The organism is Microbacterium sp. Root280D1, from assembly GCF_001428975.1.
Taxonomy (GTDB): domain Bacteria; phylum Actinomycetota; class Actinomycetes; order Actinomycetales; family Microbacteriaceae; genus Microbacterium.
The window spans coordinates 146404-159771 of record NZ_LMJK01000004.1 but is presented as its reverse complement, the minus strand read 5'-3'; the positions used below and the strand labels follow the sequence as shown (position 1 = coordinate 159771).

Annotated in this window: 12 protein-coding genes; 5 read left to right on the top strand and 7 right to left on the bottom strand. The window is 70.1% G+C overall.

The genetic code is table 11. The annotated features are described in order from the left end of the window. Positions 1 to 67 precede the first annotated feature (67 nt). Positions 68 to 655 carry an antibiotic biosynthesis monooxygenase gene (locus tag ASE34_RS17325; protein WP_053097861.1) on the top strand — a complete coding sequence of 196 codons (588 nt, stop codon included), beginning with the start codon at positions 68 to 70 and terminating at the stop codon, positions 653 to 655. 348 nt (positions 656 to 1003) lie between these two features. Here the strand turns inward: ASE34_RS17325 and ASE34_RS17320 are convergent, their stop codons facing one another. Continuing rightward, positions 1004 to 1903, bottom strand: coding sequence for a LysR family transcriptional regulator (locus ASE34_RS17320; protein ID WP_056280618.1), 900 nt, complete (start codon positions 1901 to 1903; stop codon positions 1004 to 1006). Positions 1904 to 1996: 93 nt separating this feature from the next. Here ASE34_RS17320 and ASE34_RS17315 point away from each other — a divergent pair, with 93 nt between their 5' ends. Further along, a complete protein-coding gene (locus ASE34_RS17315) occupies positions 1997 to 2662 on the top strand; it encodes a type 1 glutamine amidotransferase domain-containing protein (protein WP_056280614.1) in 666 nt (221 codons plus the stop codon). 205 nt (positions 2663 to 2867) lie between these two features. Here ASE34_RS17315 and ASE34_RS17310 read toward each other — a convergent pair whose 3' ends face one another. From ASE34_RS17310 to ASE34_RS17290, 5 genes are all read right to left on the bottom strand, one after another. Next, positions 2868 to 3797, bottom strand: coding sequence for an aldose 1-epimerase family protein (locus ASE34_RS17310; RefSeq protein ID WP_056280611.1), 930 nt, complete (start codon positions 3795 to 3797; stop codon positions 2868 to 2870). Further along, positions 3797 to 5320: an L-arabinose isomerase gene (gene araA, locus ASE34_RS17305; protein WP_056280610.1), complete on the bottom strand. Its 1524-nt coding sequence runs from the start codon at positions 5318 to 5320 to the stop codon at positions 3797 to 3799. The genes ASE34_RS17310 and araA overlap by 1 nt, the downstream gene beginning before the upstream one ends. Positions 5321 to 5368: 48 nt before the next feature. Beyond that, the gene (locus ASE34_RS17300; protein WP_056280607.1) at positions 5369 to 6970 is read right to left on the bottom strand and encodes a xylulokinase; all 1602 of its coding nucleotides are present in this window, start codon (positions 6968 to 6970) and stop codon (positions 5369 to 5371) included. Beyond that, entirely contained in the window at positions 6967 to 7686 is a 720-nt protein-coding gene (locus tag ASE34_RS17295) for an L-ribulose-5-phosphate 4-epimerase (protein WP_056280604.1), read from the bottom strand. Before ASE34_RS17295 ends, ASE34_RS17300 begins: the two co-directional genes overlap by 4 nt. 246 nt (positions 7687 to 7932) lie before the next feature. Further along, on the bottom strand, positions 7933 to 8946 hold the full coding sequence (locus ASE34_RS17290; protein ID WP_056280603.1) for a LacI family DNA-binding transcriptional regulator: 1014 nt from the start codon (positions 8944 to 8946) through the stop codon (positions 7933 to 7935). 57 nt (positions 8947 to 9003) lie between these two features. On the opposite strand from ASE34_RS17290, the gene ASE34_RS17285 reads away from it, so the two are divergent. Beyond that, positions 9004 to 9849 (top strand): NAD-dependent epimerase/dehydratase family protein, encoded by an 846-nt coding sequence (locus ASE34_RS17285; RefSeq protein ID WP_056280600.1) that lies wholly within the window; start codon positions 9004 to 9006, stop codon positions 9847 to 9849. 26 nt (positions 9850 to 9875) lie between these two features. On the opposite strand, the gene ASE34_RS17280 is transcribed toward ASE34_RS17285, so the two are convergent. Next, on the bottom strand, positions 9876 to 10898 hold the full coding sequence (locus ASE34_RS17280; protein ID WP_053097877.1) for a LacI family DNA-binding transcriptional regulator: 1023 nt from the start codon (positions 10896 to 10898) through the stop codon (positions 9876 to 9878). A gap of 192 nt (positions 10899 to 11090) precedes the next feature. On the opposite strand from ASE34_RS17280, the gene ASE34_RS17275 reads away from it, so the two are divergent. Both ASE34_RS17275 and ASE34_RS17270 read left to right on the top strand, forming a co-directional pair. Next, positions 11091 to 12389, top strand: coding sequence for an ABC transporter substrate-binding protein (locus tag ASE34_RS17275; RefSeq protein WP_056280597.1), 1299 nt, complete (start codon positions 11091 to 11093; stop codon positions 12387 to 12389). 70 nt (positions 12390 to 12459) lie between these two features. Continuing rightward, a complete protein-coding gene (locus tag ASE34_RS17270) occupies positions 12460 to 13365 on the top strand; it encodes a carbohydrate ABC transporter permease (RefSeq protein WP_053097880.1) in 906 nt (301 codons plus the stop codon). Positions 13366 to 13368 lie beyond the last annotated feature (3 nt).

Sequence of the window (13368 nt, the reverse complement as noted above, 5' to 3'; positions counted from 1 at the left end):
CCCGGCGCATCCCCCACCGTCGAGGCGCCCGTGACCCGGGCGATCCGCTCTTTCCGAGGACCCCACCATGTCCAGCGAACCCATCACCGTCTCCATCCGCCGCGAGGTCGACCCCGAGCATGTCGCCGCCGCCACCGCCTGGGTGCAGACCGGCGTGAATCTGGCGCACCGATACCCGGGGTTCCTCGGATCCGGCTGGGTGCGCGACGGCGAGGACTCGCATGTCTGGCACATGCTGTACCGCTTCTCCGACGAGAAGTCGCTTGTGGCGTGGGAGCAGTCGGGCGAGCGCGAGTGGTGGAAGTCGACCGGCGAGCAGTTCGTGCGCAGCGAGCGCGTGCGCCGCCGCACGGGCATCGAGGGCTGGTTCGACGAGCCGACCACCGACACCATCACCCTCCCCCGCGCTGACGGCTCGACGACCACCGTCGCGATGGTCAGCACTCCGCCGCGGTGGAAGCAGGCCGTGTCGATCTGGCTCGGGTTCTTCCCGCTGAACCTCGCCTTCACCTATGCGCTGAGCCCCGTGCCCGGCTGGAACGAGCTGCCGATCTGGCTGCGCGTGCTCGCCACGACCGTCGTGCTCACGCCGATCATGACCTACTGGGTGCTGCCCTGGGTCACGCGCACGCTGCGCCACTGGCTCAACCGCTGAGGCTCGGTCGCCACTGCCGCATCGGGTCTGCCGCACCTGCCGTGTGCGATCCGTCCGTGAGGGGCGTGCATGAGGTGCATGCGTCCGTGAGGCGCGGCATCCGTGAGTCGCGTGCACCCGCGAGACGCGTGCGTCCGTGAGGTGCGGCATCCGTCCGTCGTGTGCGTTCGCCGCGCGAGCGGCTGCACATCTGTGAGGCCGGGCAGTGCATCTGTGCGGGGCCACTACCGCATCCGAATCGGGCGTTTCCGATGCGAAACTGACTCCGCACCGGATGGTGGATGCGAAACTGACCCCGCACCGGACTCCAGATGCGAAACTGACCCCGCACCGCCGCCGCGACGAGCGTCAGAGGTCGGCGACGGCGGCGCGCAGCGCCTTCTCCACGGCCGCGACCCCGTCGGACAGCGGACCCGGTCGCCGCACGAGATACAGCGTGTTGATCGGCGGATCCTCGGTGGGTCGCAGGTCGACGAGTCTGCCATCGGCGAGTTCGTCGGCGATCAGGTAGGTCGGCAGTGCGGTGACGCCCGCCCCCGCAACCGCAGCGGCGGCGAGCGCGCGCAGGTCGGGGAAGACGAGAGCCGGTTCCCGGTCGAGACGGATGCCGAACACGTGGCGCCAGTACCGTCGGACGATCGGGACGTCTCGGTCGTATGCCAGCAGAGGTACGTGCGCGAGCGCGTCCGGCGAGAGGGCCGGAGACGGGTCGATGCTCAGCGACGGCGAGGCCACGAGCACGAATTCCTCGTCGAACAGCGGCATGCTCGGCAGCGTGCGTCCGCGAGGACGCACGGCGGAGATCACCAGCTCGAGGCTGCCGACCCTCAGCTGATCGAGCAGGTCGTCGGCCAGGCCCGTGGTCACCGCAAGCCGCAGTCCGCCGGCCACAGCACTCGCGAGAGCCGGGGCGGCGACGGCGGCCAGGAACTCCCCCGCCCCGCCGAGGCGGATGACCGGCGGTTCGAGGGCCGGGTGGGTGCCGAGAGCATCCGCCAACGCGTCGAGCGGGCCCGAGAGCCGCGCGGCGAGCTCGTCGGCTCGGGGCGTCGGACGGATGCCGCGGGCATGACGGACGAACAGCGGCTCGCCGACGCTCGCCTCCAGCGCCTGCAACTGCGTCGTGACCGACGACTGCGCGAGTCCGAGCCTGCGCGCCGCCGCCGACACCGACCCGGATCGGTGCGCGATGAGGAAGGTGCGCCACAGCCCCAGGTCGGGCAATCCATCGGAATTCCGATTGCTCATATCGGCAATCTATCGGAATCGTTCGTCATGGCGGGCCGTTGTCCTGGATATCGCATCCGCACGGCATCCGTCGTCCGAACCTTGGGAGCATCCATGTCATCCGTCCTCTTCGTCGTCTCCGGCGCCCGCACCTGGACTCTGTCCGACGGCACCGAGCACCCCACCGGCTACTGGGCCGAAGAGCTGCTCGCCCCCTATCGCCTGCTCACTGCCGCGGGGCACGACGTGGTGTTCGCGACACCCGGCGGTGTCGAGCCGGTCGCCGATGCGTCGAGCCTCGGCGACGGGGATGCCGCGGCGCTCGCGGAGATCCCGGGGCTCAGCACTCCCCTGGTGCTCGCCGATGTCGACGGCGCCGCCTACGCGGCCGTCTACTACCCCGGCGGGCACGGACCGATGCAGGACCTCGCTGTGGATGCCGATTCGGCGGCGCTCATCTCGGCGACCGTCGCGGCGGGACGTCCACTGGCCGCGGTGTGCCACGGGCTCGCGGCTCTGCTGCCCGCACGCGATGCTGCGGGCGAGCCGCTCGTCGCCGGACGGCGCATCACCGGATTCTCCGACGAGGAGGAGCGCCTCGGAGGGCTCGCGGACCGCGCGCCGTTCCTGCTCGAGACCTCTCTGCGCGAGCTCGGCGCCGACATCGACGTGACCGACCCGTGGAGCGATCACACCATCGTCGACGGACTGCTCATCACCGGCCAGAACCCGCAGTCGTCGGCATCCGCAGCCCGGGCGCTGGTCGCGGCACTCGCCTGATCGGAGAGGCGCGGTGCGCAGCCGCGACATCCGTCACCCGCACCTGCACCCGCACCCGCACCCGCACCCTGCGTGCGGGGCCAGTTGCGCACCGGAAACGCCCCATTCGGATGCCGAACTGACCCCGCACCGGGTCCCGGGTGCCGAACTGGCCCCGCATCGGCGCCACGACCGTGCCGCGAGCGACTCGGCCGGCCGCCACGCGTCAGACGGCGGCGATCCGCCAGGATGCTGCGTGCGTCGCGCCGGGTTCGAGCACGACCAGGTCGGTCCCCGAGTTGAACGCGTCCGGCGGACAGGTCATCGGCTCGACCGCGAGGCCGATGCGATGGATCGCGTCGATGCCGGGGTTGTCGGCCGTGTGCACCTGCACCCACGGGCAGCGCTCGTCGAAGGTCATGACGACGCCGCTTCCGGCATCCGTCACCACGCGCACCTCGGCGACTCCGCCCTCGCGGGCGAGGCCGGAGAACGCGTGGTCGATGAAGACGTCGGCGATCGGGCGCGCAACGCGGAAGTCCCAGTGCGGATGCGCGGACACTCCCTCGAGCGCCACCGGGCTCAGCCGGTCGTCGGTGACGGTCAGCACCTCGGATGCCGGCAGGGTCAGCGTCCAGTCATCGACCCGGCCATCGGGTCCGGCGACGAGATACGGGTGCGGCCCTGTGCCCCAGGGCGCGGCATCCGTCCCGAGGTTGCGCGCGGTGACGGTCTGCTGAAGGCCGTCACCGTCGATGCGGTACTCGGTCTCCACCTCGACGCGGAACGGATAGCCGGTCTGCGGCTCGATCACGGCCGCGAGCACGACGCGGTCGTCGAGCACCAGTCGGTCTTCGAACTCGGCCCAGGCGAGCAGCCCGTGCAGCGCTTGTGCGCGAGCGGGCTCGGTGAGGGCCAGCTGATGCTCGGCGCCGCTGAACGTGTAGCGACCGTCGACGATTCGATTGGGCCACGGTGCGAGGGTGGTGCCGCGGTATCCGGGCCGCACCTCGTCGGCGTCGAAGGGCACGACCAGGTCGCGTCCTTCGAATGCGAGCAGGCGCAGCGAGGCGCCGACGCTCGCGATCACGGCTTCGTATCCGTGCCCGGTGATGCGCAGCTGACGCCCCGAGCGCGGCCGGCCGGCTCCCGTCATCACAGCCCCTGCGCGAGTCGGTAGTAGGCCTGGTTCCAGCGGACCTGCTTCTGGAACTCGGGCAGCGTGGTCGCATCGTCAATCACGAGCAGCTCGACCTCGGCCATCTCGGCGAAATCGCGGAAGGCCTCGAGCCCGACGGCGGTCGACATCACCGTGTGGTGCGCAGCACCCGCGGTCAGCCAGGCGGCGGCCGAGGTGGTGAAGTCGGGCTGCGGCTTCCACACGGCGCGGCCGACCGGCAGCTTCGGCAGCGACTGGCGCGGGGGCACGTTCTCGACGACGTTCGCGGTGAGGCGGAAGCGGTCGCGCATGTCGCTGAGGGCGACGACGATCGCGGGGCCGGGGTCGGCGGTGAAGACCAGACGCACCGGGTCGTCCTTGCCGCCGATGCCGAGCGGGTGGATCTCGAGGGTCGGCTTCGCCGTCGTGAGCGAGGGCGAGACCTCGAGCATGTGCGCCCCGAGGATCAGCTCGTCGCCGGGCGTCATGTCGTAGGTGTAATCCTCCATGAGGCTCGCCCCGCCGGGCAGGCCCGCGCCCATGACGTTGGCGACGCGCACGAGGATCGCGGTCTTCCAGTCGCCCTCGGCGCCGAAGCCGTAGCCCTCGGCCATCAGACGCTGCACCGCGAGGCCCGGCAGCTGCTTCAGGGCGCCGAGGTCTTCGAACGAGGTCGTGAAGGCGCCGAAGCCGCCCTCTTCGAGGAACGCCCGCAGACCGATCTCGATCGCGGCCCCGTCGCGCAGCGACTGGTGGCGGTCGCCACCGCGACGAAGCTCCGGCACGACCTCGTACAGCTCTTCGTACTCGGCCACGAGGGCGTCGATCTCGGAGTCGGATGCCGCGGCAACGGCATCCGCCAGGTCGTTCACGCCCCACGTGTTGACCTGCACGCCGAAGCGCAGCTCGGCCTCGGTCTTGTCGCCCTCGGTGACCGCGACGAAGCGCATGTTGTCGCCGAAGCGGGCGAGCTTGAGCGAACGGGATGCCGCGAGGCCGGCGGCCGCACGCTGCCACGTCGCGATCTCCTGGCGCACCCGCGGGTCGCTCGCATGACCGACGACGGTCTTGCGCGGCACGCCGAGGCGCGTCTGGATGTAGCCGAACTCGCGGTCGCCGTGCGCCGCCTGGTTCAGGTTCATGAAGTCGAAGTCGATGTCGGCCCACGGCAGCTCGACGTTCGCCTGCGTGTGCAGGTGCGCGAGCGGCTTCTGCAGTGCGTCGAGACCGGCGATCCACATCTTCGCGGGGCTGAAGGTGTGCATCCACGCGATCAGGCCGATGACCCGGTCGTCGGCGTTCGCCTCGAGGGCCGTGCGCTTGATGGCTGCGGCATCCGTCAGCACCGGCTTCCAGACGATGGTCACGGGCACCTCGCCGGCCTCGTCGAGGATGCGGGCGATCTCCTGCGACTGCTCGGCGACCTGCGCGAGCGTCTCGGGGCCGTAGAGGTGCTGACTGCCGGTGAGGAACCAGACCTCGTAGCCGTCGAGCGAAGTGGTGAGCGGGGTGCGGGGCATGAGAGTCCTTGGGTGTTCCGGTGTCGGCGTGAAGAGTGCGCGTGGGGGTCAGAGAGCGGTGGTCGCGGCGGCTTCGATCGCGAGGCCCGCGCGGTAGCGGTCGAGGTAGGCGGTGAAGCCGGCGACGTCGGCAGGGTCGGGGTCGGCGACCGCGAGGGATGCCGAGGCGAAGACGTCGCGCTCGAGGTACTCCCCCAGCGACGCCGTCTCGGAGTGCGCGAGGTACGACGCGAGCACCGCGATGCCCCACGCGCCGCCCTCGGAGGCGAGCTCGCCCACCGCGACGGGAGCGCCGAGCGCTCCGGCGAGGAAACGCTGCGCGACCCCCGCGGTGCGGAACATGCCACCGTGCGCGAACATGCGGTCGAGTTCGACTCCTTCGGCGGCGAGCACCTGCATCCCCAGCGCGAGCGTGCCGAACACGCCGTACAGCTGCGAGCGCATGAAGTTCGCCAGCGTGAAGGCGCTGTCGGGGGTGCGCACGAACAGCGGGCGCCCCTCGGTGAGGCCGGCGATCGGCTCGCCCGCGAGGTGGTTGTAGGCCAGCAGGCCGCCGGCATCCGCCTCTCCGTCGAGAGCCTCGCGGAAGAGGGTGTCGAAGACCGCGTCATCGCTCAGCGGCTGCCCCGCGGCGGCGGCGAAACGGGTGAAGAGCCCTGCCCAGGCGGCCAGTTCGCTCGCGCCGTTGTTGCAGTGCACCATCGCGACGGCGTCGCCCGCGGGTGTCGTCACGAGGTCGAGCTCGTGGTGTACCTCGGCGAGCGGGCGCTCGAGCACGACCATCGCGAAGATGCTGGTTCCGGCCGAGACGTTGCCGGTGCGCGGCGACACCGAGTTCGTCGCGACCATGCCGGTGCCCGCGTCGCCCTCGGGCGGGCAGAGCGGGATGCCGGGGGGCAGCGCGCCCGACGGATCGAGCAGGGCCGCGCCCTCGGCGGTGAGCGTCCCGGCGGCGGCGCCGGCGGGAAGGACGGTCGGGAGCAGGTCCTTGGCTGCGGCGGGAAGACGGTCGGCGGCGAGGGCGTCGTAGGCCTGCAGCATCCGCTCGTCGTAGTCTCCGGTGGCCGAGTCGATCGGGAACATGCCGGAGGCGTCGCCGACACCGAGAACGCGCTCGCCCGTGAGCCTCGTGTGCACATAGCCCGCGAGGGTGGTGACGAAGTCGAGCTGCGGCACGTGCGCCTCGCCGTCGAGCACCGCCTGGTGCAGGTGCGCGATCGACCAGCGCAGGGGGATGTTCACGCCGAGCAGGTCGGTCAGCTCGGCCGCCGCGGCGCCCGTGTTGGTGTTGCGCCAGGTGCGGAACGGCGTGAGCAGCTCGCCCTGCGCATCGAACGCGAGGTATCCGTGCATCATGGCCGAGATCCCGATCGCGCCGAACGTCTCGGGGCGCACGCCGTGGCGCTCGTCCGCGTCGGCGACGAGACCGGCGTATGCCGCCTGCAGTCCGTTCCAGACCTCGTCGATCGCGTAGGTCCAGAGGCCGTCCTGGAGGCGGTTCTCCCACGAGAACGACCCGGTCGCGAGCACCTCGGTGGCGTCGGATCCGATCAGACAGGCCTTGATGCGCGTGGAGCCGAGCTCGATGCCGAGGCTCGTGCGGCCGGCGAGGATGTCGTCGCGGGCGGTCGTGCGGGTCGTGTCGCTCATCGTCGGGCGTCCGAGTTCTGTCCGTAGACGTTCTGGTAGCGGGTGAAGAGGCTGTCGATGGCCTCCTGCGGAATCGGGATCAGCGGGCCGGCCTCACGGGCGTAGTGCACGGTGCGGGCCACGTCTTCGACCATGACGGCGGCCTTCACGGCATCCTTCGCGTCGACTCCGATGGTGAAGGGACCGTGGTTCTGCATGAGCACCGCGCGGCTGCGGTGGCCGGTGAGCGTCTGCACGATGCCGCGGCCGATCGAGTCGTCGCCGATGATCGCGAAGGGACCGACCGGGATAGGACCGCCGAACTCATCGGCCATGGCCGTGATGACGCAGGGGATCTCTTCGCCACGGGCTGCCCACGCGACGGCGAACGTCGAGTGCGTGTGCACGACTCCGCCGACGTCGGGCATGTGGCGGTAGACGTAGGCGTGGGCGGCAGTGTCGCTCGAGGGAGAGCGGTCGCTGCCCGGAGTGCCGGGGATCACGGCGCCGTCGAGGTCGCACAGGATCATGTTCTCGGGCGTGAGGTCGTCGTAGCTGACGCCCGACGGCTTGATCACGAACAGGTCGGCTCCGGGCACGCGGCCCGAGACGTTGCCGCCGGTCCAGACGATGAGGTCGTAACGGACCAGTTCACCGTGCAGACGGGCGACATCCTCGCGGACGGCCTGGATGGACGCGTCGATCTCAGGGGAGAAGACGGGGGCTTCGTTGCTCACGGATACCTCGGGGTCGGCGGTGGTCACTGTGACCGGTCACAGCAGTGTGTCACGGAGGTCGGCGGACCGTCAAGACACCGGCGACCGCTCGGCGTCGCCGTGTGCGGGGTCACTTTCGCATCTCCCGTCTCGTGCGGGGCCACTTTCGCATCGGATACGGCGTATTCACGTGCAGAACTGACCCCGCATCGCGCCGCACAGGCAGAACTGACCCCGCAGCGCGCCGGCACACACCCTGGCGCCGTTTCAGCGCGGCGGCGCCACCGAATCGCGGGTCACGAGCACGGGTGCCACCGGCGCGAGGTCGGATGCCGCGGCTCCGGCACTGCCCGCCAGCACCGCCGCCACCGCACGACGCGCCAATTCCGAGAAGTCCTGCCGCACGGTCGTGAGCTTCGGCCAGTAGTAGGCGGCATCCGGAGTGTCGTCGAACCCGACCACACTGATGTCTGCCGGCACCGAGAGCCCGACTTCCTGCAGACCGCCGAGCAGACCGAGGGCCATCTGGTCGTTCGCTGCGAATACCGCTGTCACACCCGAGTCGCGCACGGCGCGAGCCGCTGCATAGCCCGAGCCGGCGGTCCAGTCGCCCTCGATGACCGGTCCGGCGGCGAGTCCTCGTGCGGCGAGCTCGACCCGGAACCCCTCAGCGCGGGACTCGGCCTCGAGCCAGTCGGCGGGGCCGGCGAGGTGCGCGATGCGTGTGTGCCCGGCGTCGGCGAGTGCCGCGACGGCGAGTCGAGCCCCGGCCTCCTGATCGACCGAGAGGCCGCGCGCGCCGCGATCGGCTGCGTGCAGGGTGACGACGGGCACGCCGATGCGCACCGAGTCGAGCGCGTCGAGGGTGTGGGCGTGAGGCGCGACGACGACGATGCCCTCGACTCCCTGCATGACGAGGTGGTCGACCGCGGCGACCACGGCATCCGTGTCCCCCGCATCCGCGAAGGCCGCACTCAGCCAGTAGCCGACCTCGCGGGCCGACGCCTCGAGCGCTGCGATGCTGCGCGACGGGCCATAGTGCAGTGCGTCGGTGGCGAGCACCCCGAGGGTGCGGGAGCGGCGGGTGCCCAGCGCTCTGGCCGCGTTGTTCATGCGGTAGCCGAGCTCGGTCATCGCGGCAAGCACCCGTTCGCGAGTCTCGGCGGCGACCTCGGGGTGGTCGTTGAGCACGCGCGACACCGTCTGCCGAGACACCCCTGCGCGCACGGCGACGTCGCGCACGCCGACGGTGCGGCGGGGCTCGCTGCTCGTGTCACTCACGCCGACGAGTGTATGCCGAGCGGCCCCGGCGCCTCGTCTTCGTGCCACTCTGGTGACATGCGCATCGCACTCACCGGATCATCGGGCAAGCTCGGCAGCGTCGTCGCGCGGGAGCTCCGCGCTCACGGACACGAGGTCATCGGCATGGACGTCTCAGGCACCCGCGGCCCTGACTTCGTGCAGGTGGACCTCACGGATTACGGCCAGGTCGTGGATGCTTTCACGGCCGTCGGCGACCGGCACGACGGCATCGACGCCGTGGTGCATCTCGGCGCCATCCCGGCGCCCGGCATCCGCAGCGACGTCGCCACCTTCCACAACAACATGCCCGCCACGTTCAACGTCTTCTGGGCGGCGGTGCGCCTCGGCATCCGCCGCGTCGTCTACGCCTCGAGTGAGACCGTGCTGGGCCTGCCGTTCGACGTGCCGCCGCCCTACGTGCCGGTCGACGAGGACTACCCCGCCCGCCCCGAGTCGGTCTACTCGCTCGTGAAGACCCTCGAGGAGCAGCTGGCGAGGGAGCTCGTGCGCTGGCATCCCGACCTGTCGATCACCGCACTGCGGTTCTCGAACGTGATGAACCACGAGGACTACGCCGAGTTCCCCGACTTCGACGCCGATGCGCTGCGCCGTAAGTGGAACCTCTGGGGATACATCGACGCACGCGACGGTGCGCAGGCGGTGGAGCGTGCGCTCGAGGTGGCGGCACCCGGGTTCGACAACTTCATCATCGCGGCGGCCGACACGGTGATGACGCGTCCGAACGCCGAGCTGCTCGCCGAGGTCTTCCCCGATGTGCCGGTCGCCCGCGAGTTCGGCCCGAACGAGACGCTGCTGTCGATCGACAAGGCCCGCCGCGTGCTCGGGTTCGACCCGCAGCACTCCTGGCGCGACGACGCCTGACCTGACTCCGGCGCGCGCAGCGCCCCTCAGCGCCGGGCGATGGTCGATCCGCGGATCACGAGCCGCACCGGCAGGTGGTGCGCGCCTTCGCCGATGTCGATGCCGTCGATCGCATCGAACACCCGCAGCGCCGCCTGACGACCGAGCTGCTGCAGGTTCGCGTCGATGCTGGTGAGCTCGGGCCGGGCGTTGGTCGCGAGCACTTCCCAGTTGTCGTAGCCGATCACCGCGAGGTCGTCCGGCACGGTGCGGCCGAGATCGCGGGCCGAGTCGAGCACACCGCGAGCGATCTGGTCGGATCCGCAGAACACGGCGTCGATGTCCGGATGCCGCTGCAGCAGCATCGCCGCGGCATCCCGACCCCAGTGCTCGGTCCACTCCGAGAACATGGGCTCGCCCACGAGTTCGAGCCCCGCCTCGCCGAGTGCTGCTCTGGCGCCGGCGAGGCGGTCTTGGGCTGCGGCATAGGTCGGGTCGCCCGAGATGTGCGCGATGCGCCGACGTCCGCAGGCCAACAGGTGCTCGATCGCGAGACGCCCGCCCGCGTAGTTGTCGGGGGTCAATGAGAGGTCGCGCGGGTCATCCGAGGGGGCGTACGCGTAGACCACGGGCACGGGGATCTCCTGCCCGAGCGAGGGGCGCGGATCCGTCTGACGGCCGACGACGATGATGCCGTCGACCCTGCGGCTCAGCAGCTCCTTCAGGTGGTGCTGCTCACGGATCGCGTCACCTCGCGCATCGCACAGGAAGACGTTGATGCGACCTGCGCCGAACGCATCCTCCGCGCCCATGAGGATCGGCAGCATGAAGCGGCCCTCGAGGTCGCTGGTGAGAAGGCCGACCGTGCCGGTGCGCCCGGCGAGGAGTCCTCGCGCCATGGCATTGGGGGTGAAGGACAGCTCCTCGGCGATCGCGCGCACCTTGGCGCGGGTGGCGACCGATACGTCGCCCCGATCGTTCAGCGCCTTGGATGCGGTCGAGATCGAGACTCCGGCGCGCGCGGCGACGTCACTGAGGGTCGCAGCTCGTGCTCCAGTCGTATCCGTCATCCCACTCCTTCGTGCTGAAAGGTTATCGGAACGAGGGTTGACGCGCCCTCCGAAACCACGCTATACCTTTTCGAAAGGGTTTTCGTAACTTTCGAAGAACCTGATCTTCACCCTCATCTCCACTCCCGGCGCTGCACTGCCGAAGCGCCACACCGCACCCGCTCGAGGACGAGCCCAGAGGAGCCCCCGCCCATGAACACCATTCGCACCCACGCCGCACGTCGGGCAGCAGCCGCCGTCATCGCGGCCGGCCTGCTCGTCGGCGGACTCGCCGCCTGCGCACCCGCCGGCGATGACGCCGCCTCCGACGAGCCCATCCCCGCCGAAGGCACCGACGACGGCACGACCCTGACACTGTGGACCCGCGCGCCGATCGAGCGCCAGGCCAAGCTGCTGGTCGACGCCTACAACGACAGCCACGAGAACCAGGTCGAGCTGACAGTCGTGCCCAACGACGACTACGTCGCGAAAGTCGGCGCCGCCGCAGGGTCGAGCGGCCTGCCCGACCTCTTCGCCGCCGACATCGTCTACGTGCCGAACTGGGCGCAGCAGGGCCTGTTCCAGGACATGTCCGAGCAGATCGACGCCCTCGACTTCAAAGACGAGATCAACCCCGGGCACCTGTCGGCCGGCACCGTCGACGGCGCCGAGTACGTGCTGCCGTTCGCCCTCGACCTCTCGATGCTCTTCTGGAACAAGGAGCTCTTCGCCGAGGCCGGCCTCGACCCCGAGAAGGCGCCCGCCACGCTCGAAGAGTTCGCCGAAGCGGCCATGGCCGTGCAGTCGCTGAACAAGCCGGACACCTACGGCACCGCGACCGGCCTCAACTGCGGCGGATGCCTGGTCTTCACCTGGTTCCCCTCCATCTGGGCATCGGGCGACGAGGTCATGAGCGACGACGGCACCGAGTCCCTGCTCGACGGCGACTCGGCTCAGGCCGTCTACGACACGTGGGCGGGCCTCGAAGAGGCGGGTGCGGTTCTCCCGAGCTCGACCGATGAGGCTGGCCCCACCTGGACCGCCGCGTTCAGCGAGGGCAAGGTCGGCGTGATGCCTTTCCCCGCGACGCTGCTCCCCTCGCTCGAGTTCGACGCGGGAGTCGCCGGCATCCCCGGTGTCGACGGCGGCGCCTCGACGTTCGTCGGCGGCGACGGCATCGGCATCTCGAAGGACTCGAAGAAGGCCGCGCAGGCCTGGAACTTCCTCAACTGGATGATGTCCGAGGACGCCCAGGTCGAGGTGCTCGCGAAAGACGGCAACGCCGTCTCCCGCGGAGACCTGGCCGACAACGAGTATGCGGCCGCCGATCCCCGACTGGTGACGATCAACGAGGTCGCAGCCCAGGGCGACACCCCGGTGGCCCTGAACTTCCAGCAGGCGTTCAACGCCCCGGGCAGCCCGTGGCTCACCCTGGTGCGCAACGCCGTGCTCAACGGCGACGACTCGGTGCCCGCCGACAACGAGGAGATCACGGCGATCCTGTCGCAGTGATCATGCGGGGGCGGCGCGCCGCGTCGCCCCCGCATCCCCCCTCGTCAGTCCCCCATCGAAAGAGAACGTGATGACCCAGGCCACACTCCCGCTGCATCGCCGCAGACGGCGCACCGCCTTCGGCGGCCCGGTGCAGGGCTGGCTGTACGCGGCCCCCACGGCGATCTTCGTCGCCCTGCTGTTCATCGTGCCGCTGGTGCTGGTGCTGCAGATGTCGGCCTCGGACTGGCCCCTGCTGAGCGGCAACCAGGGAATCAACTTCCCGGAGAACTATGCGGATGCCGTCACGCACCGCCTCTTCTGGGATTCGATCCGCTTCACCCTGCTCTACACCGTCATCACGACCGTGATCCTGATCGGACTCGGGCTCGGCCTGGCCCTGCTCGTGCAGGAGTCCACCCGCTGGAAGGGGTTCCTGCGCACGGCCTTCCTGATCCCCAGCGCGCTCGGCCTGGCATCCGCGTCACTGCTCTTCTACGTGCTGTACTCCCCCATCGCCGGCCCGTTCGCGAACCTCATGAAGTCGTGGGGCATCACGTTCCTCGGCACGCCGGAGGGCGCACTGTGGTCGACCATCTTCCTGATCGTCTGGCGATACGCGGGCTTCTACATGCTGCTGATGCTGGTGGGCCTGCAGGGAATCCCGGATGACGTCTACGAAGCCGCCCGCATCGACGGCGCGAACCGCTGGCAGACCTTCCGCGACATCACCGTGCCGCTGCTCAAGCCGACCTTCGCGCTCACGACAGTGATGTGCGTGACCGGGTCGCTGCTCGCGTTCGAGCAGTTCTACATCCTCACCAAGGGCGGCCCCGACAACAGCACCATGACCGTCGTGCAGCTCATCTACAACGTCGCATTCCAGGGGCAGAACAGCCTCGGCATCGCCGGCGCCCTCTCGGTGATCGTGCTGCTCGCACTCATCGTCATCAACGTCTTCCAACTGCGCGCGTTCCGCCGCACGGATGAGAGCTGAGAA